The sequence below is a fragment of the Arthrobacter pasteuri genome (assembly GCF_054510955.1).
This window is the reverse complement of record NZ_JBTNDO010000006.1, coordinates 1-26379: the sequence shown is the minus strand read 5'-3', so window position 1 is coordinate 26379 and position 26379 is coordinate 1. Positions and strand designations below refer to the sequence as shown.

Genomic DNA, 26379 nt, shown 5'->3' with positions numbered 1-26379 from the left:
GGGGGAGACCGAGGCAGGACGACGGCGTCGATAGACTCGGCGGGTGACGAAACCAGCAGCGGACCAGCTCCGCCAGATCGTCGGCGGAGCCGTCGTCGACTCCCTCGACCATCCGACCCGCCTGCTCGTGGCGCGGCGGACGGCACCGCCGCAATTCGCCGGGATGTGGGAGTTCCCCGGCGGGAAGGTCGAGGCTGGGGAGACCTGCGAGGCCGCGCTGCGGCGTGAACTCGAGGAGGAACTCGGGATCCAGGCACGCCTCGGTGAGGAGATTCCCGGTCCGCACGCCCAGGGCTGGCCGCTCAACGAAGTGGCTGCGATGCGTGTCTGGTTCGTGGAGGCGTCCGCCGGCGACGCAGCGCCGCTGCAGGACCACGACGAACTGCGATGGGTGCCGGTGCACCCCGCCCAGGAGCTGGACGCCCTGCCCTGGATTCCCGCCGACCGCCCCATCCTCGTCGCGCTGAGAGCCAGGTCAGGACTGCAGGTCCGGGCCGGCGGAGGAAGCCTGCGCTAGAACAGCGATGCCTGGACGGCGCGGGACGCAGGGGCCGGCGCGCCGGCCGGCGGAACCGGCTCCTGCCCGCTGCCCGCGGACAGGTTGCGGAAGAAGCCCGCGCCCGCCGCGAGTCCGTGCTTGCGGCGGAAGATCCGGATCCTGCCCGAGAGCCAGTCCCGGTACTCCTTGGACGCGTAGCTCCCGCCGCGGTAGAGCGCCTCGTACTTCGGGACGAGGTGGGGATGGTGGGCGGCGAGCCACTGCAGGAACCACTCGCGCGAGCCCGGCCTCAGGTGCAGGGGGCCGGCTGTCACACCGGTGGCTCCTGCCGCCGCCAGCTCGCCGAACAGCCGGTCGAGCGATTCGTCGCCGTCCGTGAGCCAGGGCAGAATCGGCATGGCCATCACCCCGCACGGCAGTCCTGCCTCGCGCAGCCGCGAGATGAGGGCGAGCCGGGCCCGCGGGGCAGGGGTGCCCGGCTCGATCGCCTCGGCGAGGACCGGATCCACGAGTGCGAGCGAGATGCCCATCCCGACGCCCACCGATTTCGCAGCGGCCTTCAGCAACGGGATGTCGCGGGCGAGGAGGGTGCCCTTCGTCAGGATGGAGAAGGGCGTGCCGGAATCGGCCAGGGCCGAGATGATGCCCGGCATCAGCGTGTACCGGCCCTCCGCCCGCTGGTAGGGATCGGTATTTGTCCCTAGGGCCACATGCTCGCGCGACCAGGACGGGCGGCCCAGTTCGCGGCGGAGCACCTCCGCCGCGTTGGTCTTCACGACGAGCTGCGCATCGAAATCCAGCCCGGTGTCGAGGTTGAGGTAGCTGTGCGTCTTCCGGGCGAAACAGTACACACAGGCATGGGAGCAGCCCCGGAAGGGGTTGATCGTCCAGGAGAACGGCATCGACGACGTGGGGGGCACCCTGTTGAGGACTGACTTGGCGGTCACCTCGTGGAAGGTGATCCCGGCGAACTCCGGGGTCCGGACGGTCCGCACCAGCCCCGCGAGGGGCAGCAGGGCGGATTCAGCTCCGCCGTCGTCCCTGATCTTCTGGCCTTCCCACCGCATACCGCCATTAGAACACGCGTACTAATACGGTGTCACGGTGCCTCGACGGCACGCCTAGGCTGGGAGCATGATCCTGCTGACAGGCTTCGAACCCTTCGGGGGACAGTCCACCAATCCGTCCTGGTCCGCAGTCCGGCGGGCCGCCGGGCTCCTGACCGAGCAGGGGCACGAGGCCGTGGCCGTCGAGTTGCCCTGTGTCTTCGGCTCGAGTATCGACGTGCTCGAAGGTGCCCTGGAGCGGGTCCGGCCAGGGATCGTCCTGTGCGTGGGACAGGCCGGCGGGCGCGAACGGATCTCCCTCGAACGCGTCGCCATCAATGTGGACGACGCACGGATCCCCGACAACGCCGGCCGGCAGCCCATCGACGAGCCCGTCGTCCCAGGCGGGCCGGCCGCCTACTTCTCAACCCTTCCTCTCAAGGCGTGCCGTGAGACCGTTCTGCGCCTCGGCGTGCCCGTCGAGGTGTCGCAGACGGCGGGCACCTATGTCTGCAACCACGTCTTCTACGGGCTCATGGACCTCCTCGCGGCCCGTCCGGGAACCCGTGGCGGCTTCATCCACGTGCCGTACTCGACGGAGCAGGGCGAGGCCAACCGGCAGCCGGGCCTCGCCGTCGAGGACATGGCGAGCGCCCTCGCGGCCATCGCGACCACCACCGCGGGCAGGACGTCCGACGTGCGGGTTCCTGCCGGCGCGGAGCACTGAGCGTCTAGGAGCGCCGCCCCTTCCGGGTGGAGAGGACGGCGCCGACTGCTGCTCCGATCGGCCGGAGCGGCTGCTCCCGGTACCCGCCGTCGGACAGTCCCGCCCTCCGCTCGAAGGGGTTGCGCGACGCCGGGTCCCCGGTCCGCAGGAGGGAGTACGCCGCCGCCAGCAGGTACGCGGGAAGGAACGGCAGCCCGAGGAACACCGCGTACTGGCGTGCATGGCGCGCCTCGTGCTCCAGCAGGCGGGTGAACCCCGCGGGGAAGCCCTGGGGCACGTGTCCCCGCAGCAGCACCACGCTGCCCACCGTGAAGGCGCGGGCCTTCGGCAGCCGGCCCCTGTACCCCTCGGCGAGCAGGACCCCGGAGGGGCCGGCCGAGACGCGGCAGCCGGTCAGGGCGGCGAGGGCGAGGCCGCACGGCGTCGACAGGTTGATCCAGTTGAGGAACGGCACGAGCCTGCGGTTCATGCCGTCATCGTATGGGGACCCCGCTCACCCCGTCCCGCGGACGGGCCTACCCTGTCGTGGTGGAGCGCCGCCGAACCGGTCGCCTAGACTTGATCCGCCGGTGCGCCACGCTGCGACCCGGCGTTTTCCTGTCCACGGCGCGGCGTGCACGCCGCCCGCCGCACATCCGAGAGTGCAAGGTAAGCAATCCCCATGTCCGAAACCCCAGAGCACGCCGGGCCCGGCAGCCCCGATGCCCAGGTCCCCGATCCGCTGGACGCCTCGTCGGTCGCCGCTGCCGTCGACGCCGCGCTCGCGGACATCGCAGCCGCAGCCGACCTCGACGCGCTCAAGGCGGTCCGGATCGCGCACTCCGGCGAGAAGTCGCCGTTGAGCCTCGCGAACCGGGGGATCGGTGCGCTTCCGAAGGAGCAGAAGTCCGCCGCCGGCAAGAACATCGGCCCGGCCCGCGGCCGCATCAACCAGGCCCTCGCCGCCCGGACCACCGAACTCGAAGCCGAGCGTGACGCCCGGATCCTCGTCGAGGAAGCCGTCGACGTCACGGCGGCTCCCCGCCGTCGCCGGGCCGGAGCACGGCACCCGCTGTCCACGCTGCAGGAGCGCGTCAGCGACGTCTTCGTCGGCATGGGCTGGGAGATCGCCGAAGGCCCCGAACTCGAGTCGGAATGGTTCAACTTCGACGCGCTCAACTTCAAGCCGGACCACCCCGCCCGCGAGATGCAGGACACCTTCTTCGTGGAGCCTCCCGAAGCCCACCTCGTACTCCGGACCCACACGTCGCCCGTGCAGGTCCGCTCCATGCTCGAGCGCGACCTGCCGATCTACGTGCTGTGCCCGGGGAAGGTGTTCCGTACCGACGAGCTCGACGCGACCCACACCCCGGTGTTCCACCAGTTCGAGGGCCTCGCCATCGACAAGGGACTCACCATGGCCGACCTCGTGGGTACCCTCGAGCACTTCACGCGGCAGCTCTTCGGCGACGAGGCGAAGGTCCGCCTGCGCCCCAACTACTTCCCCTTCACGGAGCCGAGCGCGGAGCTCGACATCTGGCACCCGGGCGCCAAGGGCGGCCCCCGCTGGATCGAGTGGGGTGGCTGCGGCATGGTCAACCCGAACGTCCTGCGCGCCACGGGCATCGACCCGGACGTCTACTCCGGGTTCGCCTTCGGCATGGGGATCGAGCGGGCACTCATGTTCCGCAACGAGGTCAGCGACATGCGGGACATGATCGAGGGCGATGTACGTTTCAGCGAACACTTCGGGATGGAGATCTAGGTGAGAATCCCACTGTCCTGGCTGCGCGAGTACGCAGCCGTGCCCGCGGATGCGACCGCGGAAGACGTGATGGCCGAGCTCGTGAAAGTGGGCCTGGAGGAGGAGGACGTCCATCGTCCCACCGATGAGCTGAAGGGCCCGGTCGTCGTCGGCCAGGTCCTCAGCCTCGTCAAGGAGCCGCAGTCCAACGGCAAGACCATCAACTGGTGCGAGGTCCGCGTGGTGCCCGAGGGTGCCGAGCAGACCCTCACCGGCGACGGCATCGACCCCTCGGGCGTGCAGGGCATCGTGTGCGGCGCCCACAACTTCGTCGAGGGCGACAAGGTCGTCGTGACCCTGCCCGGCGCCGTGCTGCCCGGGAACTTCCGGATCAGCCCGCGCAAGACCTACGGCCACGTCTCCGCCGGCATGATCGCGTCGGTGCGCGAACTCGGCATCGGCGACGACCACGACGGCATCCTCGTGCTCTCGACGCTCGGGCTGGACCCCGAGGTCGGCACCGACGCCATGGAGCTCCTCGGCCTGTACGACGAGGCCGCGGAGATCAACGTGACGCCCGACCGCGGGTACTGCTTCTCCATCCGCGGCGTGGCACGTGAATACGCGCACGCCACCGGAACGGCCTTCACGGACCCCGCCGGCGCCGTCGTCGTGCCGCAGGCGCAGGACGCCGGCTACCCGGTGCGCCTCGAGGACTCCGCGCCGATCTACGGCAGGCCCGGCTGTGACAGGTTCGTCGCCCGGACGGTCCGCGGCGTCGACCCGTCGCGCCCCACCCCGCCGTGGATGTCGGCACGCCTCCGCCTCGCCGGGATCCGCTCCATCTCCCTCGTGGTGGACATCTCGAACTACGTGATGCTCGAACTCGGCCAGCCGCTGCACTTTTACGACCTCGACCGGCTGTCGGGCGACATCGTGGTGCGCCGCGCCGCCGCCGGGGAGACGCTGCGGACACTCGACGACCGCGAGCGCACACTCGACGCCGAGGACCTGCTCATCACGGACGCCTCGGGGCCCATCGGCATCGCCGGCGTGATGGGTGGGGCCGCCACCGAGGTCTCGGACGGGACACGGAACGTCCTGATCGAGTCCGCCCACTTCGAGGAGGTCGGCATCGGCCGCTCCCGCCGACGCCACCGGCTGCCCTCGGAGGCCTCCAAGCGCTTCGAGCGCGGCGTGGACTGGAACGTCGCCGACGTCGCGGCCCAGCGCGCCGTCGAACTCCTCCTCGACCTCGCCGGCGGCACTGCCGACGACGCCGTCACCGACGTCGGACAGGCACCGGCACCGCGCGTCATCGACCTGGCGGCCGGTTTCCCGGCCCGCCTGATCGGCCGCGATTTCACGGACGAGCAGATCCGCGGAACCCTCACCGACCTCGGCGCGACCGTGGATACCGCCGACGGCGGCTACCGCGTCACGGCTCCGAGCTGGCGCACGGACCTCGAGACGCGCGAGGACCTCACCGAGGAGATCATCCGGCTCGTCGGGTACGACACGATCCCCTCGACCCTGCCCGTCGCCCCTCCCGGGCGTGGTCTGACGCGCCTCCAGCAGCAGCGGCGGCGCCTCCTGAACGCGCTCGCCGGGGCAGGACTGACGGAGGTCCTCTCCTACCCGTTCGTCGGCGCACACGCGAACGCCGTCTTCGGCACGCCGGACGAGGGAGCCCCCGTGGCGTCGGTCAAGCTCGCGAATCCGCTCAGCGCGGAGCTCGGCTACCTGCGCCGGTCGATCCTCCCCGGCCTCGTAGAGCTCGCGAAGCGTAACTCCTCGCGCGGCTTCCGCGACCTGGCCCTGTTCGAGGCGGGTGCGGTGTTCCTGCCGGGCGCAGCCCTGGGGACGGAGTCCATCCCGCCGCTGGGCATCCGGCCCGACGACGAGGTCCTCGACGCGCTGTACGCGGGCATCCCCGACCAGCCGCTGACCATCGCGGCGCTGTTCACCGGCCACGAGACGACGCCGTCGGCCGGCGTCGTTCCCCGCTCCTGGGACTGGGCCGACGCCATCGACGTCGTCCAGCTCATGGGACGGGTCACCGGCGTCGACGTCGTCGTGCGGCAAGGGAGCCACCAGGCGTTCCACCCGGGACGCACCGCGGAGTTCTCGCTGCGCAGCGGAGAGGTACTGGGCTACGCGGGTGAGCTCCACCCGCAGCTGATCGCCGCGCAGGACCTGCCGGCGCGCACAGTGGCCCTCGAGATCAACGCGGACCTCCTGTTCGACGCCGCTGCCGACGTGATCGTCGCCCGGCCGCTGTCCACGTATCCGCCGGCCACCCAGGACGTGGCGCTGGTCGTGGAGTCCGGCGTGGTGGCGGGGGACGTGCTCGAGACGCTCCGCGAAGGCGCAGGGGAGCTCCTCGAGGACGTCAGCCTGTTCGACGTGTACACGGGACAGGGCATCGGCGAGGGGCGGAAGTCGCTGGCCTTCGCCCTGCGTTTCCGCGCCGCGGACCGCACGCTGACTGCGGACGAGGCGAGCGCGGCACGCGATGCCGCGGTCGCGCTGGCCGCCGAACGGTTCGGCGCGGTCCAGCGCTGACCGCAGCGGGTGAAGACCCAGCCGGAAAAGACGCAGCAGGCAAAGACTGCAGCAGGTACAGACCGAAGGCCCGTCCAGATGGACGGGCCTTCGGTCGTTGGGCAGCTCACCCAGGGGGCAGGTCAGGGGATCAGCAGTACCTTGCCGGTGGTCCGCCGTGCCTGGAGGTCCTCATGGGCCTGCGCGGCATCGGCGAGGGCGTAGCGGGCGCCGATCCGGACGTCGAGCTGGCCGGCGACGACCGCCCCGAAGAGCTCCTCGGACCGCCAGCGCCGCTCCTCGGGTGAGAGCAGGTAGTGCGCGAGCGTGGGCCGCGTGAGGAACAGCGAGCCCCCGCTGTTGAGCCGCTGCGGGTCGACGGGCGGCACGGGCCCCGAGGCGGCCCCGTAGAGCACGAGGGTGCCGCGGATCCGGAGGGAGCGCAGCGACTCGTCGAACGTCGCCTTGCCGACGCCGTCGTACACGACGTCGACGCCGGTCCCGTCCGTTGCGGTCCTGACCGCGTCGGCGAATCCCTCGTACGGCAGCACCTCGTCCGCGCCCGCGCCGCGGGCCAGCTCCTCCTTCTCCGGCGTGGACACCGTGGTGAACACGCGGGCACCCCTGGCCTTGAGCAGCTGGATGAGCAGCAGGCCGACCCCGCCCGCCCCCGCATGGACGAGCACGGTGGAGTCGGGCTGCACGGGGAAGGTGGAATTGATGAGGTAGTGGGCGGTCATGCCCTGGAGGGGGAGGGCGGCCGCGGTCTCGAGGTCGACGCCCTCCGGGACCGGGAGTGCCTTGTCCGCGTCGACGACGGCGAACTCGGCGTAGGTGCCCCGGCCTTCGGCGAACGCGACCCGGTCGCCGGGCGCGAATCCCCGGGCACCCTCGCCCACCGCCTCCACCGTCCCTGCCGCCTCGGCTCCCGGCGTGAACGGGTGCTCCATGGCGTAGGCGCCGCTGCGCTGGTAGGTCTCGATGAAATTGACGCCGGCCGCCGCCACCCTCACCAGGAGCTGGCCCGGCCCCGGCTCGGGACGGTCGACGGTCGCGACAGCGAGGACATCCGGACCGCCCGGTTCGGAGACGACGATGGCTGAGGGCATGGTGCTGGTCCTTTCGATGGTGTTCCCTCATGCTATTCCCGGAGCTCCGGCCGCGGGTATGCATAACTATGTGCAGCTCCGCATATCTTTGTTGTACGCTGGAGAAATGACGTTCACCGCAGCAGTATCCGGGGCCAGCGGCTACGCCGGAGGCGAGCTCCTGCGCCTCCTGGCGAACCATCCCGACGTCGAGGTCGGCGCGATCACGGCCCACAGCAACGCCGGCGCGCTGCTGGGGGACCTGCAGCCCCACCTCCACTCCCTGGCCGACCGCGTGCTGCAGGAGACCACGGCAGAAGCGCTTGCGGGACACGACGTCGTCTTCCTTGCCCTTCCGCACGGCGCGAGCGCGGAGATCGCCGCGCAGCTGTCGCCGGACACCCTCGTGATCGACGCGGGGGCCGACCACCGCCTGCAGGACCCCGCGGCCTGGGAGAAGTTCTACGGCTCGGCGCACGCCGGGACCTGGCCCTACGGGCTTCCGGAGCTCCCGGGTCACCGCGCGGACCTCGTGGGGGCGCGGCGCATCGCGGTCCCCGGCTGCTACCCCACCAGCGCGCTCCTCGCGCTCACCCCCGGTTTCGCCGCAGGACTCCTCGAGCCCGACGACGTCGTCATCGTGTCCGCGTCCGGCACCTCCGGTGCGGGCAAGGCGGCCAAGCCCAACCTCATCGGGTCCGAGGTCATGGGAGGCATGAGCCCCTACGGCGTCGGCGGCGGACACCGCCACACGCCCGAGATGGAGCAGGGCCTCAGCCTCGCGGCCGGCGAGCGCGTCTCGCTGTCCTTCACGCCGACCCTCGCCCCCATGGCGCGCGGCATCCTCACCACCGCCACCGCGAAGGTGCGGCCCGGCGTCGGCTACGCCCGGCTGCGGGAAGCCTGGGAATCCGCGTACGCGCAGGAGCCCTTCGTGCGCGTCCTCCCCGAGGGCCAGTGGCCCTCGACGAAGTCCGTGCTGGGCTCGAACTACGTGAACCTCCAGCTCGCCTTCGACGAGCACGCGGGCCGCGTGATCGTCAGCAGCGTCATCGACAACCTCACCAAGGGGACCGCCGGCGGAGCCGTGCAGTCCATGAACATCGCCCTCGGCCTCGACGAGACCGCGGGCCTGACCATCCAGGGGATCGCACCGTGAGTATCACCTACCCGGGCGGGTTCCGCGCCGCGGGCGTCGCCGCCGGCCTCAAGAGCACCGGAAAGCCCGACGTCGCGCTCGTCGCCAACGACGGACCGCTGCACTCCGCGGCTGCCGTCTTCACCTCCAACCGCGTGGCCGCCGCTCCCGTGCTCTGGTCCCGCCAGGTCGTCTCGGACGGGCGGGTCGACGCCGTCATCCTCAACTCCGGCGGCGCCAACGCCTGCACCGGCCCGGAAGGCTTCCAGAACACCCATCGGACGGCCGAGGTCACGGCGGAGCTCCTCGGCGTCTCGGCCACCGACGTCTTCGTGTGCTCCACGGGCCTCATCGGCGAACAGCTCCCCATGGACCGGCTCCTCGCCGGGGTCACGGACGCTGCGGGCTCCCTGGGCAGGGGAGGCGGTCCCACCGCCGCCGAGGCCATCATGACCACGGACACCGTGGCCAAGGAGGCCCGCTATCCCGCGAGCGCCGATGCCGCGAGCGAGGGCTATGCGATCGGCGGCATGGCCAAGGGAGCCGGTATGCTGGCGCCCGGCCTCGCCACGATGCTCGTGGTCCTGACCACGGACGCCGTCCTCGATCCGGCGGCCCTCGACGCCGCGCTCCGGGAGGCCACGCGCGTCAGCTTCGACCGCACCGACGCGGACGGCTGCATGTCGACCAACGACACCGTCGTCCTCCTCGCCTCCGGCGCTGCGGGCGTGACCCCCGACCAGGCGCAGTTCACCGCAGCCCTGACGGACGTCTGCCTCGACCTCGCCGCGCAGCTCATTCACGACGCGGAGGGCGCCAGCCACACGATCGCCGTCCGGACCGTCAATGCTGCGTCCGAGCGCGACGCCGAGACGGTCAGCCGCGCCGTCGCACGGTCCAACCTGTTCAAGACCGCGATCTTCGGCAACGACCCCAACTGGGGACGCGTGCTCGCCGCCGTCGGGACGACGGACGCCGCGTTCGAGCCGGACCGCCTGAACGTGTCGATGAACGGCGTGCAGATCTGCCGCAACGGCGGCATCGGCGAGCCGCGCGACCTCGTGGACCTCACCGGGCGCGACGTCACGGTCGAGATCGACCTCGCGGCCGGACCCGCGAGCGCGACCATCTGGACCAACGACCTCACGCACGAGTACGTGCACGAGAACTCCGCCTACTCGAGCTGACGGGACACACCATGAGTGAGGTATCGACCGGCAAGGCGCCGGCCCCGTCGTCGCCGTCGGCGTCGACACTGAAGGCGCAGGACAAGGCAGCCACCCTGATGGAGGCCCTGCCCTGGATCCAGCGGTTCGCGGGCACGACGATGGTCATCAAGTACGGCGGCAACGCCATGGTGAACGACGAGATGCGCCGCGCGTTCGCGGAGGACATCGTGTTCCTCCACCACGTGGGCATCCGTCCCGTCGTGGTGCACGGCGGCGGACCGCAGATCAACGCGATGCTCGAGCGCCTGGGCATCGAGTCCGAGTTCAAGGGCGGGCTGCGCGTGACGACCCCCGAGGCCATGGACGTCGTCCGAATGGTCCTCACCGGGCAGGTGGGCCGCGAGCTCGTCGGCCTCATCAACTCCCACGGGCCCTACGCCGTCGGACTGTCCGGAGAGGACGGCGGCCTGCTGCGCGCCATCCGCACCGGTACGGTCGTCGGCGGCGAGCAGGTGGACCTCGGCCTCGTCGGCGAGGTGACGGCGGTCCATCCCGGGGCCATCCTCGACATCCTGCAGGCCGGGCGCATCCCGGTGATCTCCACGGTCGCCCCGGAGTACGACGCCGACGGCGAGGCGACACAGCAGGTCCTCAACGTCAACGCCGACTCGGCAGCGGCTTCGCTGGCCGCCGCGCTCGGGGCGTCGAAGCTCGTCATCCTCACCGACGTCGAGGGCCTGTATGCCGCATGGCCGGACCGCGGGTCGCTCATCTCCTCCCTCTCGGCATCGCAGCTCCGTGAGCTCCTGCCGAGCCTCGAGTCCGGCATGATCCCCAAGATGACGGCCTGCCTGCAGGCCGTCGAGTCGGGCGTCGAGCGTGCGCACATCGTGGACGGCCGCCTGGCCCATTCCATGCTGCTCGAGACCTTCACCACCGCAGGCATCGGCACCCAGGTGGTGCCCGATGACACCGCGGACGACACCGCAGGCGACACCGTGGACGACACCGCAGGAGTGCAGCCATGAACGAGACCGGCACCCCGACCGGCACTGCAACCGGCACAGTGACGGGCCGGCACGCTGCCGAACCCGCCGCCGGCAGCGACGGGACGGTGGACGTCCTCACGGGCGGCGACTCGGGTGCCGCCTGGCTCTCGCGCTACAGCGGGGCACTCATGGGCGTCTTCGGGACCCCGCAGCGTGTGCTGGTCCGCGGTTCGGGCTGCCACGTGTGGGACGCCGACGGCAAGCAGTACCTCGACCTCCTCGGCGGCATCGCCGTCAACGCGCTGGGCCACGCGCACCCCTTCGTCACGTCCGTCATCTCGAGCCAGCTGGCGACCCTCGGGCACATCTCCAACTTCTTCACGAGCCCCACCCAGGTGGCGCTCGCCGAGAGACTGCTCGCACTGTCCCAGGCACCCGCGGGATCGCGCGTCTTCTTCACCAATTCCGGCACCGAAGCCCTCGAGGCCGCCGTCAAGCTGGCCCGGCGCAACAGCACGGCCGGCCGCTCCCGGATCCTCGCGCTCGACGGCGCCTTCCACGGGAGGACCATGGGGGCGCTCGCCCTCACGTCGAAGAAGGCCTACCGGGAACCGTTCGAACCGCTCCCGGGCGGCGTCGAGCACATACCGTTCGACGACATCGAGGCGCTCCGAAGCGCCGTGGACGATACCGTGGCGGCCCTGGTGATCGAGCCGATCCAGGGCGAGGCCGGCGTGCGGCCGCTCTCGCCGGAGTACCTGCGGGCCGCACGTGAGCTGACGCGCCGCCACGGCGCACTCCTCATCCTCGACGAGGTCCAGACGGGCATCGCCAGGACCGGCCGCTGGTTCGCGCACCAGGCGGTCGACGGCGTCGTGCCCGACGCCATGACGCTCGCCAAGGGACTCGGCGGCGGCTTCCCGATCGGTGCCCTCATCACCTTCGGCGAGGACGCGTCATCGCTGATCGGTGCCGGACAGCACGGCACCACCTTCGGCGGCAACCCGGTGGCCACGGCGGCCGGCCTCGCCACGCTGCATGCCCTCGAAGCGTCCGACGCCCTCCGGCACGTGTCCGAGGTCGGCGCCTTCCTGCGGTCGCGCCTCGCCGCCGTCGAGGGCGTCGTCGCCGTCCGTGGGGAGGGGCTGCTGATCGGGTTCGACCTCGACGGCGAGTACGCACCGGCGGCGGTCCAGGCCGCACTCGCCGCGGGGTTCATCATCAACGCGACAGGCCCGCTGACCCTCCGCCTCGCACCCCCACTCATCCTCACCACGGAGCAGGCGGCGACCTTCCTCGACGCCCTGCCCGGGATCCTCACCACCGCCAAGACCCCAGCCCGGGAGGCAATCTCATGACGCGCCACTTCCTCGTCGACACGGACCTCTCGCCGGCCGAGCAGGCGGAGGTCCTCGACCTCGCCGCGGAGCTCAAGGCGAAGCCCTACGCCCGTGCCCCCTTCGCCGGCGAGGGCGCCGGGCGCAGGACGGTCGCCGTGATCTTCGACAAGACCTCCACCCGCACCCGCGTGTCCTTCGCCGCTGGAATCGCGGACCTCGGCGGGGTGCCGCTCATCATCGGCGCGGGGGACTCCCAGCTCGGCCACAAGGAGTCGATCACCGACACCGCGAAGGTCCTCGACCGGATGGTCGCGACCATCGTCTGGCGCACCTACGCCCAGGCAGGGCTCGAGGAGATGGCCGCGGCGTCGAGCGTCCCGGTCATCAATGCCCTCTCCGACGACTACCACCCCTGCCAGCTGCTGGCGGACCTGCTCACGATCCGCGAGCACAAGGGCACGCTCGCCGGGCTCACCCTGACCTACCTGGGCGACAGCGCCAACAACATGGCCAACTCCTATCTCCTGGCCGGCGTGACCGCCGGCATGCACGTGCGGATCGCCGGGCCCGAGGGCTACCTGCCCGACCCGGCGGTCGTCGCCGCCGCCGAGGATCGAGCCGCGGAGACCGGCGGATCCGTCCTCGTCACCACGGATCCCGCCGCCGCGCTCGCAGGTGCCGACGTCGTCGCCACCGACACCTGGGTGTCGATGGGCCAGGAGGACGAGAAGGCCGCCCGGCAGGAGCTGTTCCGCGCGTACGCCGTCGACGCCGCCGCCATGGCGCAGGCGGCTCCCGACGCCGTCGTGCTCCACTGCCTGCCTGCCTACCGCGGCTACGAGATCGCCGCCGAGGTCATCGACGGGCCGCAGTCCCTGGTCTGGGACGAGGCGGAGAACCGGCTGCACGCGCAGAAGGCGCTCATGGCGTGGCTCGTCGAGCGGTCGGCGCAGCAGGACGGTCCGCCCGGGCAGGAGCGCGACTCATGACGGTCCAGCGCGATTCCGTCCGCCCCACCACGAAGACCGCCCGGCACGCCCGCATCATGGACCTCCTGACGGCACAGTCCGTGCGCTCCCAGGTGGAGCTCGCCGCGCTCCTCGCGGCGGACGGGGTGCAGGTGAATCAGGGGACGCTGTCCAGGGACCTGGTGGAGCTCGGCGTCGTGCGCGTCCGGGGGGCCGACGGTGCGCTCGTGTACGCCGTTCCCGTGGAGGGCGGCGGCCGCCACGCCCAGAGCGGGGTGTCCCAGGAGATCCTCGACGCACGGCTCGCCAAGCTGTGCAACGAGCTGCTGGTGACCGCCGAGTCCTCCGGGAACATCGTCATCCTGCGCACACCGCCGGGAGCCGCGAACTTCCTCGCCCTGGCCATCGACCACTCGGTGATGCCGTCCATCCTCGGTACCATCGCGGGCGACGACACCGTGATGCTCGTGAGTCGGGAGGTCGACGGCGGCGCCGCCGTCGCCGAACGGTTCCTCGGGCTGGCGCAGGAACCGCAGGGACCCGCCGACCCCGGCTGAGGCCGCCACGCCGCTACGCTGGCAGCAGGGCCGGCCGACGACCAACCATCGAGCACCACCCACAGACGACATACGGGCACACGCCCGGACAATCGAAGGAGCATATTCCGTGACCGAACGCATCGTCCTCGCCTACTCAGGCGGACTCGACACCTCCGTCGCCATCGGCTGGATCGCCGAAGCCACAGGGGCCGAGGTGATCGCCGTGGCCGTCGACGTCGGACAGGGCGGCGAATCGCTCGAAACCATCCGCCAGCGCGCCCTCGGCTGCGGCGCCGTGGAGGCCTACGTCGCCGACGCGCGCGACGAGTTCGCCACCGAGTACTGCATGCCCGCCCTGAAGGCGAACGCGCTGTACATGGACGCCTACCCGCTCGTCTCGGCGCTGTCGCGTCCCGTCATCGTCAAGCACCTCGTCGCCGCCGCACGGCAGTTCGGCGCCACGACCGTGTCCCACGGCTGCACCGGCAAGGGCAACGACCAGGTGCGCTTCGAGGTCGGCATCCAGACCCTCGGCCCGGACCTGAAGTGCATCGCGCCGGTCCGCGACCTCGCGCTCACGCGTGACAAGGCCATCGCCTTCGCGGAGGAGAAGGGCCTGCCGATCGAGACCACCAAGAAGAACCCGTTCTCCATCGACCAGAACGTCTGGGGACGCGCCGTCGAGACCGGCTTCCTCGAGGACATCTGGAACGGGCCCACCAAGGACGTGTACGACTACACCGCGTCGCCCGAGTTCCCTCCGGCCGCCGACGAGGTCACGATCTCCTTCCGGGAGGGCATCCCCGTCGCGATCGACGGCAACGCCGTCACGCCGCTGCAGGCCATCGAGGAACTCAACCGCCGCGCAGGCGCCCAGGGCATCGGCCGCATCGACATAGTCGAGGACCGCCTGGTCGGCATCAAGAGCCGCGAGATCTACGAGGCTCCCGGCGCCATGGCCCTGATCGCCGCGCACCGCGAACTCGAGAACGTCACCATCGAGCGTGAGCAGTCCCGCTTCAAGAAGACCGTCGACCAGCGCTGGACCGAGCTGGTGTACGACGGCCAGTGGTTCTCCCCGCTGAAGCGCTCGCTCGACACCTTCGTCGACGACACGCAGAAGTACGTCACCGGCGACATCCGCATGGACCTCCACGGCGGGCGTGCGACCGTCACCGGTCGCCGCTCCGACGTCGCGCTGTACGACTTCAACCTCGCGACCTACGACTCCGGCGACACCTTCGACCAGTCGATGGCCCGCGGCTTCATCGAGATCTTCGGCCTGTCCTCCAAGGTGGCGTCGAGCCGGGACCAGCGGGCGGGCGCCTGATGGCCCCAACGCACGGGACGAACGAGGGATCGCTGTGGGGCGGCCGGTTCGCCGGCGGCCCCGCCGATGCCCTCGCCGCGCTGAGCAAGTCGACCCACTTCGACTGGCGGCTGGCGACCTACGACATCGAGGGCTCCCGCGCCCACGCGCGGGTGCTCCACCGGGCCGGTCTGCTGGACGATGCCGAACTCGCCGGGATGATCGATGCGCTCGACCGTCTCGACGCCGACGTCCGCTCGGGGGCCTACCTGCCGGCCGAGAGCGACGAGGACGTGCACGGGTCCCTCGAACGCGGCCTCATCGAGCGTGCGGGGCCGGCCCTCGGCGGCAAGCTCCGCGCAGGCCGTTCGCGCAACGACCAGGTGGCGACGCTGGGACGTATGTACCTGCGGGACCACGCCCGCATCATCGCCCGCGGCGTCCTCGCCACGATCACCGCCCTCGTCGACCAGGCGGAGGCGCACCTCGAGGCGCCGATGCCCGGCCGCACGCACCTCCAGCACGCCCAGCCGGTCCTGTTGAGCCATCACCTGCTGGCGCACGCGTGGGCGCTCCTGCGCGACGTGCAGCGGCTCTCCGACTGGGACCGTCGCGCAGGCGTGTCGCCCTACGGGTCCGGCGCCCTGGCGGGGTCCTCCCTGGGCCTCGACCCGGAAGCGGTGGCCTCCGACCTCGGCTTCTTCTCGGCGACGCACAATTCGATCGACGGCACCGCCTCGCGGGACGTCTACGCCGAGTTCGCGTGGGTGACGGCGATGATCGGCGTCGACCTCTCGCGGATCAGCGAGGAGATCATCCTCTGGGCCACCAAGGAGTTCTCCTTCGTCACGCTCGACGACGCCTTCTCCACCGGGTCCTCGATCATGCCGCAGAAGAAGAACCCCGACGTCGCCGAACTCGCGCGCGGCAAGGCCGGCCGGCTGATCGGCGACCTGACGGGCCTGCTGGCGACGCTCAAGGGCCTGCCGCTGGCGTACAACCGCGACCTGCAGGAGGACAAGGAGCCTGTGTTCGACGCCGTCGACACGCTCGAGGTCCTGCTGCCCGCGGTGTCGGGCATGATCTCGACACTCGTCTTCAACACCGGGCGCATGGCCACGCTCGCTCCCCAGGGGTTCGCCCTGGCGACCGACATCGCCGAGTGGCTCGTGCGCCAGGGCGTCCCGTTCCGGGAGGCCCACGAGCTCTCGGGTGCGGCCGTCCGCGTCGCCGAGCAGCGCAACGTGGAACTGTGGGACCTGACGGACGACGAGTTCGCCGGCATCTCCGCGCACCTGACCCCCGCGGTGCGCGAGGTCCTCACGGTCGAAGGATCGCTGGCCAGCCGGGACGCGCAGGGTGGTACCGCTCCGGCCGCCGTCCGCCGCCAGCTCGCCGCACTGCGGACGGAGCTCGACGCCGTCGAAGGCTACGCGACCGCCTGACGCGGGTGGGTGCGGCGCGGTTCCCCGGGGAGCCGCGCCGCATCCCGGCACATGCCGTCCGGCCGTTCCCGCTACGCCCGCCGCGAAGTGCTTTGACACCCGGTGATGCCCGGCGCACTGTGTGAGCATGCAGCCTGCCCTCCAGCGTGCCACCCTGCGGGAGTTCTTCCCCTACCTGAGGGGACACGTCCGTGTGCTCGTCCTGGTCGCCGTCGTCTCGCTGATCTCGACCGGCCTGTCGATCGCCCAGCCGCTGATGGTCCAGCAGCTCGTCAACGCCGTCTCGGCGAGCCGGCCGGCCACGGTGTTCGTCTGGTTCCTCATCGCGATCACGCTCGGCGGGGCCGTCTTCGGGGCGGCACAGTCCTACCTCCTCCAGCGGACGGCGGAGTCGGTGGTCCTCGGCGTGCGCCGCTCGCTCGTCGGGCAACTGCTGGCGCTGCCCGTCAGGGAGTTCGACCGGAGGCGCGTGGGCGACCTCATGTCGCGGGTGGGCTCCGACACCACGCTCATGCGCAGCGTCATCACCTCGGGCCTCTTCGAGATCGTGTCCTCCATCCTGATGTTCTGCGCGGCCGTCGTCCTCATGGTGCTCATCGACCCGCTGCTGTTCGGCATCACGCTGTGCGCCGTCCTCCTCGGAGCGACCGGCGTCCTGTTCCTCGGCCGCCTCATCCGCAGGCGCAGCCGCGACGTCCAGGACGCGGTCGGGTCCATGACCGCGGCCGTGGAGCGCGGGCTCTCGGGCATCCGCACCATCAAGGCCTCCGTCGCGGAAGAGCGCGAGGCCGCCGTCATCGATGGCGAAGCGACCCGGGCCTTCCGCGCAGGCATCGCGATGGCCCGCCTCCAGGCGGCGGTCCAGCCCATCATGTCCATCTGCATCCAGGGCGCCTTCATCGTGGTCCTGGCGGTCGGGGGGATCCGCGTCGCCGCCGGCGAGTTGCTGCTCGGCGACCTCATCGCCTTCATCCTCTACCTGTTCCTCCTCGTGATGCCCATCGGGTCGGCCATGAGCGCCTTCGTGCAGATCCAGTCGGGACTCGCGGCGCTCGACCGCATCCAGGAGATCGCCCGGCTCGAGCCGGAACGGGCCGACGAGGACCGGCCCGCACGGATCGAGCCGGTATCGGCACAATCCGATGCCGCGGCCGGCTCCGCGAGCGGCGTCGGCGGGTCCGTCGGCGGGTCCGTCGGCAGGTCCGCCGGCGCCATCGAGCTCCGCGACGTCAGCTTCCGGTACGACGACGGAAGCCCCGACGGGAACCAGGCGGCTCCTGCCTCCGGCTCCGGGGCACCGGAGGCAGGGCGGGACCGGCAAGACCCGCTGGGGTCCCCGGCGGTACTGCACGACCGGGTCTCCCCGGAGACGGAGCCTTCGTCCGTCGAGCCCGGCCGGCTCGTCCTCGACCGTGTCAGCTTCAGCGTCCCCGCAGGCAGCAGGACGGCGCTCGTCGGGCCGTCCGGCGCCGGGAAGTCGACGGTGCTGGCCCTGCTCGAACGGTTCTACGAGCCGACGGACGGCAGCATCACCTATGACGGGACGGCGCTGCCGCAGATTCCCCGCACGGAGCTCCGCTCACGCATCGGCCTCGTGGAACAGGAGGCGCCGGTCCTCAGCGGGACGCTTGCGGACAACCTGCGCCTCGCCGCCCCGGCGGCGACGGACGACCAGCTCCGCCGCGTCCTTGCGGCTGTGGGGCTCGATGCACTCGGTGACCGCTCGGACGACGGACTGGACCTCAACCTGGGGGAGGACGGCATCCGGCTCTCCGGCGGGCAGCGCCAGCGCCTCGCCTGGGCGCGCGTGATCCTCGCCGACCGCCCCGTGCTGCTGATGGACGAGCCGACGTCCGCCGTCGACTCTCGGACCGAGCAGCTGCTGCAGCAGACACTGGGGGAGGCCTCGCGCGACCGCACCGTCGTCGTCGTCGCGCACCGCCTGTCGACCGTGGCGGACTTCGACCAGATCGTCGTGCTCGACCAGGGCAGGGTCACCGCCGTCGGGACGCACGAACAGCTGCTGGAGGAGAGCGATCTCTACCGCGACATGGCCTCCCGCCAGCGATTGGTGGCGGCGTGATCCCCGTCGCCCCGGCGCCGATCGGCTGACCGGGCGCAGAGGGAGCCGGGGCCGGCGCCATGCGCGCAGGCGTCGTGTCGCACCGACCCGATGCCTGCTGGGCTTGTCTGCTCAGAAGGCAGTCGGGCGCCCCGCCTCCCGGTCGAGCAGGCGCTGCTTGACCGGGAGTCCCCACCGGAAGCCGCCTAGGGTCCCGCCCGTCCGAATGACCCGGTGGCAGGGCACGAAGAGGGCTGCCGCGTTCTTGGCGCACGCTCCTGCGGCGGCGCGCACGGCGCTGGGGCTGCCCGCGCGCTCGGCGTACTCGAGGTAGGTGACGGGCGCCCCCGGCTGCACGGTGCGCAGCACGTTCCAGGCGTGGGTGCGGAACGGCCCGGATGCCTGCCGGACCCGCACCGAGGCGATCGCCTCGAAGTCGCCGTCGTAGTAGCGCGCCACCGCCTCGAGGATGGGCTGCACTGCGGACGCCGCGGGATCGAAGCTCGCCCCCTTGATGGTCGGGTGGATCTGCCCCGTCAGCTCCGACGCGAGGTCCGTCCACCCCGAGGACAGGACCGCGCCCTCCGCCTCGATGATGGTGAAGGGGCCATCGGGCGTGTCGACGGTGGTGGTGGTCGCGCCGCGCAGGAGTGCCGGTGCGGCGAGCGTCGTGGTCATGGCTGGGATATCCGTTCGATGGGTGGGAACAGGCTACGTGACTTCAGGTCGGGAGGGGTTCGGATGGGGTCAGGTCGGCTGCGGTCGGGCGCGGTGGATTTCTGGTCCCGCGGCGACGTCGGGGGCCGCCCGCCGTGCGGGGAGCGCTGTCGCCGCCGCCCAGAGATGCAGCGTCCCGTAGGACCGCCAGGGCCGGACCTCGGCCATGGCGTCGTCGAGGAGAGGACCGGACGGGGCGCCCCTGGCCCCGTCCGCAGCGGGGTGCGGGCCGGGCTCGGCGTGCGCGGCCTGCCCGTCGGAGTCCCGGGACGTGAGGCGGGACCAGCCGGTGCGGACGGCGGCGTCGGCCGGCAGGTGGATGTCCGGATGTCCGAGGACGCGCATGACCACGTAGTCCGCTGTCCACGGTCCCACACCGTCGAGCTGGAGCAGGTCGGCGCGCAGGGCAGCGGGATCGGAACCGACGCCGAACTCGAAGGCGCCGGTGGCGAGCCGGCGTGCTGCCGAGCGCAGGGCCTCGTTGCGTCGGCGGGGCCCCCGGAGGAGCGGCTCGGGTGCTTCCGCGAGGTCGGCTGCCGCAGGGAACACCCTGTCGAGCCCCGTGGCTCCTACGCCTCCGGCATCGACCGGCGGACCCGCAGCGGCGAGGCGGGAGAGGGCGCCCGTGGCCGCCGTGACAGTCACCTGCTGGCCGACGATCGCGCGGATCAGCGCCTCGTGGGGATCGAGCACCCCGGGAAGGCGCAGGCCCGGCGCTGCGGCCGCCAGGTCCGAGAAGTACCCGTTCCTCGACAGGGCGGCATCGATCGCGACCGGATCGGCGTCGAGGTCGAACAGCCGCCGGATGCGGCTCAGGAGCGCCGGCACATCGCCCAGCCCAGCGACCGACACGGTCACCGGCAGCGCCGCACGACCGTTGCCGCGCGCCTCGACGGCGCCCGCCCGGAACCAGGCAGGGCCGCCCGGCAGGCGGAGGAGCCGCTCGTAGCTGGAACCGGTGGCGTGTTCGACGCCGTCGACGGCGCGGGCGGCGAGGAAACCGAAGATGCCGTTGTCGTACGGCAGCCGCGTGGGCAGCTCCAGTGAGATCCGGAGCGCGCCGGACTGTGCAGGGTTGCCGGCGGCCGCGTGCAGCTGCTGCTGCCGCGATGCTTCCCGCAGCTGCCGCGGCGTGAGGTCGAAGACCTGCTGGACGGTCTCGTTGAACTGCCGGATGCTGCCGAACCCCGCGGCGAAAGCGACGTCGGCGAATCGCAGCGGTGATCCCGTGAGCAGGGCGCGGGCCGTCTGGGCTCGGTGGGCGCGGGCCAGCGCCAGCGCACCGGCGCCGAGCTCGTCCCGCAGGATGCGGTTCAGGTGCCTGGGGGAGTACCCGAGCCGGGCTGCGAGGCCCGGCACGCCCGTCCGGTCCACCTCGCCGTCGGTGATGAGGCGCATCGCCCGTGCCGCTGCATCACTGCGGAGGTTCCATTCCGGGTCCCCGGGAACCGCTTCGGGCAGGCACCGCTTGCAGGCGCGATAACCCGCCTCATGCGCAGCAGCCGAGGTGCGGTAGAACGTGACATTCGCCGGTTTCGGCGTCCGCGCGGGGCACGAGGGGCGGCAGTAGATGCCCGTGCTGGAGACGGCTGTCACGAACTGTCCGTCGAAGCGCACGTCGCGGGCGTCGATCGCCCGGTACTGCTGCCAGAAGTCCATGCCGCCATCCTGTCACCCGCCACCGGAAGCAACTAGCGGGATTCGGACACGGCTGCGGGGAGGGACCACGCCGCTTTTGCTACGGTCGACGGGTGAGCGAGCAGAGCGGGGCTGGCGGGGACCTGCGCCAGATACTGGGCGGCAGCGCACTCGACGTCGCCCCCTTGCTCCTCGGCGCACACCTGACCCACCGGGACGACGACGGCGAGGTCACCGTGCGCATCTCCGAGGTGGAGGCCTACCTCGGTCCCGACGATCCCGGCTCGCACGCGTTCCGTGGGAAGACGGCTCGGAACGCGACCATGTTCGGGCCGGCCGGCCACCTCTACGTCTACTTCACGTACGGCATGCACTACTGCGCCAACGTGGTCTGCGGGACGGAAGGGTGGGCCACGGGTGTGCTGCTGCGCGCGGGCGAGATCGTGGCGGGCGTCGACCGGGCCCGGGCTCGCCGGTCGTATCCGGCGTCGGACCTGGACCTCGCCCGCGGGCCGGCGCGCCTCGCGCAGGCCCTCGGGCTCGACCGCCGGTTCGACGGCGCGGACGTCCTCGCCCCGCCCTTCCGGCTGACGCTTCCGGATGAGCCTGCGACCCAGGTCGGACAGGGGCCCCGGGTCGGTGTGAGTGGCCTCGCCGGGACGGCGGAGTATCCGTGGCGCTTCTGGCTGCCGGGCGACCCGTCGGTGTCGCGCTACCGTCCCGGCAAGCAGCCCGCAGCCCGTAAGGTGGATCCGTGACAATGAGCGGAGCGGACGCCGGGAGGACCCCGGCCGCAGGAGCAGGTGCACCCGGACTCGCGAGCGATGCGAGAGAGGCGATCGACCGCCTGTGCACCGTCGTTCCCGACTTCCCCTCTCCCGGCATCATGTTCCGTGATCTCACCCCCGTGTTCTCCGACGCCTCCGCTTTCCGGACCGTCGTCGATGCGCTGGCGGCGCCCTTCGCAGGCTCCTTCGATGCCGTGGCCGGGGTCGAGGCCCGTGGATTCCTCCTGGCCGCCGCCGTCGCCTACGCGACCGGTACCGGCGTGGTCACGGTCCGGAAGGCGGGGAAGCTGCCGCGCGCGGTCTTCCGGGAGTCCTACGACCTCGAATACGGGCAGGCAGCACTGGAGATCCACCAGTCCGATCTGCCCGCCGGTGCCCGTGTCCTGGTGCTCGACGACGTCCTCGCGACGGGCGGAACACTCGTCGCGGCATGTGCGTTGCTCGAAAGGGCAGGGGCCGTCGTCGCAGGGTGCGGCGTGGTCCTCGAGCTCGGCGACCTGGGCGGACGGGCGAGCCTGGCCGGACGCCACGTTGCCGCGCTGGAAACCGTGTAGCGTCCGCCGCGCTAGAATTGACGGTCCGCCTTTCTGGAAGGAAGTGTCCGATGCACGAGACGGCCCAGGCCAAAGCCGAGCTGGACTACGAGCGCGACTACGTCGACGGTTTGTACCGCCGGCTCGATGAACTCCGCGCCGAGAAGGTCCAGCAGCTCGCCGACGTCCGGCGCACGCAGGCGGCCGGATCCCACCAAAACCGCTCGGAGCGGGATGCTTTCGCGACGATGTACGAGGACCGTCTCGCCCAGCTGAACGCCGTCGACGACCGGCTGGTGTTCGGGCGGCTGGACCTCGACAGCGGCGACAAGCGGTACATCGGCCGGATCGGCCTGTCCGACGACGAGTTACGCCAGCTGATGGTGGACTGGCGCGCTCCGGAGGCGGGTACCTTCTACCAGGCCACGGCCTTCGACCGCATGGGCGTCCGCCGCCGTCGCCACCTCATCCTCTCGCGGCGTGACGTCGTCGCGATCGAGGACGACGTCCTGGATGCGGACCTCCTGGGCGACGACGACTCGCTCCGAGGCGAAGGCGCCCTGCTCGCAGCCCTCAACTCGCGGCGCACGGGGCAGATGTCCGACATCGTGGGCACCATCCAGGCGGAGCAGGACCGGATCATCCGGGCACCGCTCCCCGGCATCACCGTCGTCCAGGGTGGACCCGGTACCGGCAAGACGGCCGTGGCACTGCACCGTGCCGCATACCTCCTCTACACGCACCGAGAACGGCTGAAGTCCGCCGGCGTGCTGCTGGTCGGGCCTACCGACGCCTTCATGAAGTACATCGAGCGCGTACTGCCGTCCCTGGGCGAGACCGGCGTGGTCATGGCCGGCATCGGCACGCTCATGCCCGGTGTGCCCACGGTGCAGGAGGCGAGCGAGGAGGCCGCCGCCATCAAGGGCCGGCTCGAGATGGCGCAGGTCATCAGGAATGCCGTCGCCAACCGCGAGCGTGTGCCGGCGGAGAACAAGCGCCTGAACGTCGAGGGCACGATGCTGACGCTCACGCCCCGGCAGGTCTCGCGGGCGCGGGAACGTGCCCGGGCTACCGGGAAGCCCCACAACGAGGCACGCGTCACGTTCGTCAAGATCCTCCTGCGCGAACTCACCGAGCAGCTGCTCGACAAGCTCGAGGAATCATCGGGTGGCGGGAACAACGCGGATCGTTCCTACCTGGCGGAGGACGTCCGCAGCGCGCGCGATGTGCGGATCGCCCTGAACCTCGCGTGGATGCCGCTGACCCCGCAGAAGCTCGTGTCGGAGCTGTTCGCGCGCCCTGAACTGCTGCGCGCCGCAGCCCCCGACCTGAGCGACAGGGAAGTCGCCGCCCTGACCAGGCCGGCGGACGCCCCGTGGACCGAGGCCGACGTGCCACTGCTCGACGAGGCGGCCGAACTCCTCGGCGACCTCGACGTGTCGGCGGGCCGCGACAGCGCGGCCCGCGAGCAGGAGCAGAAACGCGACCTAGCGAACGCCGAGCGGGCCCTCGAGAACGTCAATGCGTCGCTCGAGGACTCCGGGGTGAACGGCGTGCTCACGGCCGAGGACCTCGCGCAGCACAACGCCGTGTCCTCGGCGCGGCTGTCCGCCGCGGACCGGGCCTCCGGCGACCGCACCTGGGCCTACGGGCACATCGTGGTCGACGAGGCGCAGGAGCTCTCCCCGATGCAGTGGCGCCTGCTCATGCGGCGCTGTCCGCTCAAGTCCTTCACCATCGTCGGCGACATCGCGCAGACGAGCTCGGCGGCCGGTTCCCGGTCCTGGCAGCAGGCGCTCGAACCCTTCGTGGGGGACCGGTGGCAGCTCGAGGAACTGACGGTCAACTACCGCACACCCTCGCAGATCGCGGAAGCCGCCGTGCGGATGGCCAATGCGGCAGGGCTCGTCGTGTCGGCTCCGAAGGCCGTCCGGGAGGGGAGATACGCTCCCGTGCTCGACACCGTGCGCGAGCTCGTCCCGTCCCTCGTACGCGTGATGCCCGAGGAACTGGCGGCGATCGACGGCGGACTGCTCGCCGTCATCGCACCCGACCACCTGCTGCCCGAGGTCCGCGCTTCGCTGTCCCCGGAGTACGGCGCCCGCGTCGGTTCCGGCGCAGGCGGGCCCGGGCGGGACATCGTGGTGATCGCGCCGCGCGAGTCGAAGGGCCTCGAGTTCGACGGCGTCGTGATCCTCGAACCGCAGGAGATGCTCGATTCCGCGACGGCGCGGGTCGGCGACCTGTACGTCGCGATGACGCGTCCCACCCAGCGCCTCCGCGTCATCTCGACCGGCCGAATTCCTGCGGGTATTGCCGGCTGATAATTTGGTGGGGTGGCACAGCAAACAGAAACCCCCGTCAGTGGCCTTGCCGGCCAGCGCAACGATCCGTCCTTCGGGACCATCTACGATGAGCTCGTCTGGCGTGGGCTGGTCTATGTCTCCACGGACGAGGGTGAGCTCAGGGAGCTGCTCGCCGGCCCGTCCATCACGTTCTACTGCGGGTTCGACCCCACGGCCCCGAGCCTGCACCTCGGGAACCTCGTCCAGCTCCTGACGATGCGCCGGCTGCAGCTCGCCGGGCACCGGCCCCTGGGACTCGTGGGCGGTTCCACCGGGCTCGTGGGCGACCCGCGGCCGACGGCGGAGCGGACCATGAACACGAAGGAGACCGTCGCCGAGTGGGTCGGCTACCTCCAGGGCCAGGTGCAGAAGTTCCTCGACTTCGAGGGCGACAGTGCAGCCCGGATGGTCAACAACCTCGACTGGACCGGTCCGATGAGCGTCATCGACTTCCTGCGCGACGTCGGCAAGTACTTCCGCGTGGGCACGATGATCAAGAAGGAAACGGTCGCCAAGCGCCTGAACTCGGACGAGGGCATCAGCTACACGGAGTTCAGCTACCAGATCCTGCAGGGCATGGACTACCTGCAGCTGTTCCGTGACTACGGCTGCGTCCTGCAGACCGGTGGCTCCGACCAGTGGGGCAACCTGACCAGCGGCACCGATCTCGTCCGCAAGGTCGAGGGTGCCGGGGTCCATGCGATCGGCACGCCGCTGATCACCAACTCGGACGGCACGAAGTTCGGCAAGAGCGAGGGCAACGCGATCTGGCTCGACGCCGCGATGACGAGCCCCTACGCGATGTTCCAGTTCTGGCTGAACACCTCCGACGCCGATGTCGCCCGGCGGCTGCGCATCTTCACCTTCCGGACCCGCGCCGAGATCGAGGAGCTCGACCGGGCGACCTCGGAGCGCCCGCACGAGCGGGCGGCGCAGCGCGCCCTCGCCTTCGATGTCACGTCGCTGGTGCACGGGGTGGACGCGACGGAGAAGGTGATCGCCGCGTCGGCGGCCCTGTTCGGGCAGGGCGACCTCCACGCCCTCGACCTCGCGACCCTGCAGGCGGCGACGGCGGAACTCCAGTCGGTCTCCGTTGCCCGGGACGGGCTGGGCATCGTGGATCTGCTGGTCGCGTCGGGACTGTCGCCGAGCAACTCGGCTGCCCGGCGGACCGTCGCCGAGGGGGGAGCGTACGTCAACAACGCGAAGATCTCCGACGCGGACCACGCCGTCGCCGAAGCGGAACTCCTGCACGGCCGCTACCTCCTGGTCCGCCGCGGCAAGCGGAACCTCGCGATGGTCGACGTCGCCTGACACACCCCGGCTCCGTTCGACGTCACGGCCGTTGCCGGCATCCTCCTCCGGGAGGGTGCCGGCTTCGCTTGTTCTGCGGGCTGTCGGGGGGCGTTTTCGACCTGCGTTGTGGGGGTGGGTGGGGGTGGATTTGTGGTGGGGGGTGGGGTGGTCGTATAGTTATGTGGTTGCCCCGGTGAGGGTGACGGACCCCCTTTGACAGAGTTGAAGTTGTTCCGGCGTGTGCTGTGCATGGTGCTGGGATGGGCTTCTGGTTTGTTGTCGGTTGTGTGGGTTTGCTGGTTGGTCGTGGTGCCGGTTTCGGCGGGTGGTGCGGCTGGGAGCGGATTTGCGGGATCGGCCTGGTGGGGGTAGGCTTGAAAAGTTGCTTCGGAGCGAGGACACAGCGGTTTGGTTGTGTTTGGTGCCGGTAGCTCCTGTTGTTTGAGAACTCAATAGTGTGCCAAGTTTGTTGATAC

Annotated in this window: 22 protein-coding genes; 17 read left to right on the top strand and 5 right to left on the bottom strand. The window is 71.1% G+C overall.

The features are described 5' to 3' along the window. Positions 1-43 precede the first annotated feature (43 nt). On the top strand, positions 44-517 hold the full coding sequence (locus ACX80H_RS16200; protein WP_459314437.1) for a (deoxy)nucleoside triphosphate pyrophosphohydrolase: 474 nt from the start codon (positions 44-46) through the stop codon (positions 515-517). Here ACX80H_RS16200 and ACX80H_RS16195 read toward each other — a convergent pair. Beyond that, a complete protein-coding gene (locus ACX80H_RS16195; RefSeq protein ID WP_459314436.1) occupies positions 514-1566 on the bottom strand; it encodes an Rv2578c family radical SAM protein in 1053 nt (350 codons plus the stop codon). The genes ACX80H_RS16200 and ACX80H_RS16195 overlap by 4 nt on opposite strands. Before the next feature lie 67 nt (positions 1567-1633). Between ACX80H_RS16195 and pcp the strand changes: the two genes are divergently transcribed. Further along, on the top strand, positions 1634-2272 hold the full coding sequence (gene pcp, locus ACX80H_RS16190) for a pyroglutamyl-peptidase I (RefSeq protein WP_459314435.1): 639 nt from the start codon (positions 1634-1636) through the stop codon (positions 2270-2272). 4 nt (positions 2273-2276) lie between these two features. Here the strand turns inward: pcp and ACX80H_RS16185 are convergent, their stop codons facing one another. Beyond that, entirely contained in the window at positions 2277-2741 is a 465-nt protein-coding gene (locus ACX80H_RS16185) for a hypothetical protein (RefSeq protein WP_459314434.1), read from the bottom strand. 192 nt (positions 2742-2933) lie between these two features. Between ACX80H_RS16185 and pheS the strand changes: the two genes are divergently transcribed. Beyond that, on the top strand, positions 2934-4016 hold the full coding sequence (pheS, locus tag ACX80H_RS16180; RefSeq protein ID WP_459314433.1) for a phenylalanine--tRNA ligase subunit alpha: 1083 nt from the start codon (positions 2934-2936) through the stop codon (positions 4014-4016). Further along, positions 4017-6560 (top strand): phenylalanine--tRNA ligase subunit beta, encoded by a 2544-nt coding sequence (pheT, locus tag ACX80H_RS16175; RefSeq protein WP_459314432.1) that lies wholly within the window; start codon positions 4017-4019, stop codon positions 6558-6560. A gap of 122 nt (positions 6561-6682) precedes the next feature. On the opposite strand, the gene ACX80H_RS16170 is transcribed toward pheT, so the two are convergent. Next, a complete protein-coding gene (locus ACX80H_RS16170; protein WP_459314431.1) occupies positions 6683-7648 on the bottom strand; it encodes a quinone oxidoreductase family protein in 966 nt (321 codons plus the stop codon). A gap of 106 nt (positions 7649-7754) precedes the next feature. Between ACX80H_RS16170 and argC the strand changes: the two genes are divergently transcribed. The 9 genes from argC to ACX80H_RS16125 all read left to right on the top strand — a co-directional run bounded on the left by argC (position 7755) and on the right by ACX80H_RS16125 (position 18607). After that, positions 7755-8786 (top strand): N-acetyl-gamma-glutamyl-phosphate reductase, encoded by a 1032-nt coding sequence (argC, locus tag ACX80H_RS16165; protein WP_459314430.1) that lies wholly within the window; start codon positions 7755-7757, stop codon positions 8784-8786. Continuing rightward, a complete protein-coding gene (gene argJ, locus ACX80H_RS16160; protein ID WP_459314429.1) occupies positions 8783-9952 on the top strand; it encodes a bifunctional glutamate N-acetyltransferase/amino-acid acetyltransferase ArgJ in 1170 nt (389 codons plus the stop codon). The genes argC and argJ overlap by 4 nt, the downstream gene beginning before the upstream one ends. Before the next feature lie 11 nt (positions 9953-9963). Continuing rightward, positions 9964-10962 carry an acetylglutamate kinase gene (gene argB / locus ACX80H_RS16155; protein ID WP_459314428.1) on the top strand — a complete coding sequence of 333 codons (999 nt, stop codon included), beginning with the start codon at positions 9964-9966 and terminating at the stop codon, positions 10960-10962. Next, complete coding sequence (locus tag ACX80H_RS16150) at positions 10959-12281, top strand: acetylornithine transaminase (protein WP_459314427.1); 1323 nt, start codon at positions 10959-10961, stop codon at positions 12279-12281. Before argB ends, ACX80H_RS16150 begins: the two co-directional genes overlap by 4 nt. Then, positions 12278-13252, top strand: coding sequence for an ornithine carbamoyltransferase (argF, locus tag ACX80H_RS16145; protein ID WP_459314426.1), 975 nt, complete (start codon positions 12278-12280; stop codon positions 13250-13252). The genes ACX80H_RS16150 and argF overlap by 4 nt, the downstream gene beginning before the upstream one ends. Then, positions 13249-13788 (top strand): arginine repressor, encoded by a 540-nt coding sequence (locus ACX80H_RS16140; RefSeq protein WP_459314425.1) that lies wholly within the window; start codon positions 13249-13251, stop codon positions 13786-13788. The genes argF and ACX80H_RS16140 overlap by 4 nt, the downstream gene beginning before the upstream one ends. 109 nt (positions 13789-13897) lie before the next feature. Further along, positions 13898-15100 carry an argininosuccinate synthase gene (locus tag ACX80H_RS16135; protein ID WP_459314424.1) on the top strand — a complete coding sequence of 401 codons (1203 nt, stop codon included), beginning with the start codon at positions 13898-13900 and terminating at the stop codon, positions 15098-15100. Continuing rightward, complete coding sequence (gene argH, locus ACX80H_RS16130) at positions 15100-16524, top strand: argininosuccinate lyase (RefSeq protein WP_459314423.1); 1425 nt, start codon at positions 15100-15102, stop codon at positions 16522-16524. The genes ACX80H_RS16135 and argH overlap by 1 nt, the downstream gene beginning before the upstream one ends. A 127-nt stretch (positions 16525-16651) precedes the next feature. Further along, on the top strand, positions 16652-18607 hold the full coding sequence (locus ACX80H_RS16125; RefSeq protein WP_459314474.1) for an ABC transporter ATP-binding protein: 1956 nt from the start codon (positions 16652-16654) through the stop codon (positions 18605-18607). Positions 18608-18718: 111 nt separating this feature from the next. Here the strand turns inward: ACX80H_RS16125 and ACX80H_RS16120 are convergent, their stop codons facing one another. Together ACX80H_RS16120 and ACX80H_RS16115 are read right to left on the bottom strand one after the other, a co-directional pair. Continuing rightward, positions 18719-19264, bottom strand: coding sequence for a methylated-DNA--[protein]-cysteine S-methyltransferase (locus tag ACX80H_RS16120; RefSeq protein ID WP_459314422.1), 546 nt, complete (start codon positions 19262-19264; stop codon positions 18719-18721). A 69-nt stretch (positions 19265-19333) separates the two neighbouring features. Further along, positions 19334-20962, bottom strand: coding sequence for an Ada metal-binding domain-containing protein (locus ACX80H_RS16115; protein WP_459314421.1), 1629 nt, complete (start codon positions 20960-20962; stop codon positions 19334-19336). Positions 20963-21054: 92 nt separating this feature from the next. On the opposite strand from ACX80H_RS16115, the gene ACX80H_RS16110 reads away from it, so the two are divergent. Genes ACX80H_RS16110 through tyrS form a run of 4 tightly spaced genes read left to right on the top strand, consistent with a single transcriptional unit; the run spans position 21055 to position 25921 of the window. After that, positions 21055-21699, top strand: a complete 645-nt coding sequence (locus tag ACX80H_RS16110; RefSeq protein ID WP_459314420.1) for a DNA-3-methyladenine glycosylase — start codon at positions 21055-21057, stop codon at positions 21697-21699. Between the two features lie 2 nt (positions 21700-21701). Next, the gene (locus tag ACX80H_RS16105) at positions 21702-22283 is read left to right on the top strand and encodes an adenine phosphoribosyltransferase (RefSeq protein ID WP_459314473.1); all 582 of its coding nucleotides are present in this window, start codon (positions 21702-21704) and stop codon (positions 22281-22283) included. Positions 22284-22333: 50 nt separating this feature from the next. Beyond that, entirely contained in the window at positions 22334-24586 is a 2253-nt protein-coding gene (locus ACX80H_RS16100) for a HelD family protein (RefSeq protein ID WP_459314419.1), read from the top strand. Between the two features lie 12 nt (positions 24587-24598). Beyond that, complete coding sequence (tyrS, locus tag ACX80H_RS16095; RefSeq protein WP_459314418.1) at positions 24599-25921, top strand: tyrosine--tRNA ligase; 1323 nt, start codon at positions 24599-24601, stop codon at positions 25919-25921. The last annotated feature ends 458 nt before the right edge of the window (positions 25922-26379 follow it).

Bases quoted from the DNA above. Each gene is read 5' to 3' on its own strand.
- ACX80H_RS16105 (WP_459314473.1), top strand. From the start codon at position 21,702: ATGAGCGGAGCGGACGCCGGGAGGACCCCGGCCGCAGGAGCAGGTGCA.
- ACX80H_RS16170 (WP_459314431.1), bottom strand. From the start codon at position 7,648: ATGCCCTCAGCCATCGTCGTCTCCGAACCGGGCGGTCCGGATGTCCTC.
- ACX80H_RS16195 (WP_459314436.1), bottom strand. From the start codon at position 1,566: ATGCGGTGGGAAGGCCAGAAGATCAGGGACGACGGCGGAGCTGAATCC.
- argH (WP_459314423.1), top strand. From the start codon at position 15,100: ATGGCCCCAACGCACGGGACGAACGAGGGATCGCTGTGGGGCGGCCGG.
- ACX80H_RS16185 (WP_459314434.1), bottom strand. From the start codon at position 2,741: ATGAACCGCAGGCTCGTGCCGTTCCTCAACTGGATCAACCTGTCGACG.
- argF (WP_459314426.1), top strand. From the start codon at position 12,278: ATGACGCGCCACTTCCTCGTCGACACGGACCTCTCGCCGGCCGAGCAG.
- ACX80H_RS16115 (WP_459314421.1), bottom strand. From the start codon at position 20,962: ATGGACTTCTGGCAGCAGTACCGGGCGATCGACGCCCGCGACGTGCGC.
- ACX80H_RS16140 (WP_459314425.1), top strand. From the start codon at position 13,249: ATGACGGTCCAGCGCGATTCCGTCCGCCCCACCACGAAGACCGCCCGG.
- pheS (WP_459314433.1), top strand. From the start codon at position 2,934: ATGTCCGAAACCCCAGAGCACGCCGGGCCCGGCAGCCCCGATGCCCAG.
- argC (WP_459314430.1), top strand. From the start codon at position 7,755: ATGACGTTCACCGCAGCAGTATCCGGGGCCAGCGGCTACGCCGGAGGC.
- argB (WP_459314428.1), top strand. From the start codon at position 9,964: ATGAGTGAGGTATCGACCGGCAAGGCGCCGGCCCCGTCGTCGCCGTCG.
- ACX80H_RS16100 (WP_459314419.1), top strand. From the start codon at position 22,334: ATGCACGAGACGGCCCAGGCCAAAGCCGAGCTGGACTACGAGCGCGAC.
- ACX80H_RS16150 (WP_459314427.1), top strand. From the start codon at position 10,959: ATGAACGAGACCGGCACCCCGACCGGCACTGCAACCGGCACAGTGACG.
- pcp (WP_459314435.1), top strand. From the start codon at position 1,634: ATGATCCTGCTGACAGGCTTCGAACCCTTCGGGGGACAGTCCACCAAT.
- ACX80H_RS16120 (WP_459314422.1), bottom strand. From the start codon at position 19,264: ATGACCACGACGCTCGCCGCACCGGCACTCCTGCGCGGCGCGACCACC.
- ACX80H_RS16125 (WP_459314474.1), top strand. From the start codon at position 16,652: ATGCAGCCTGCCCTCCAGCGTGCCACCCTGCGGGAGTTCTTCCCCTAC.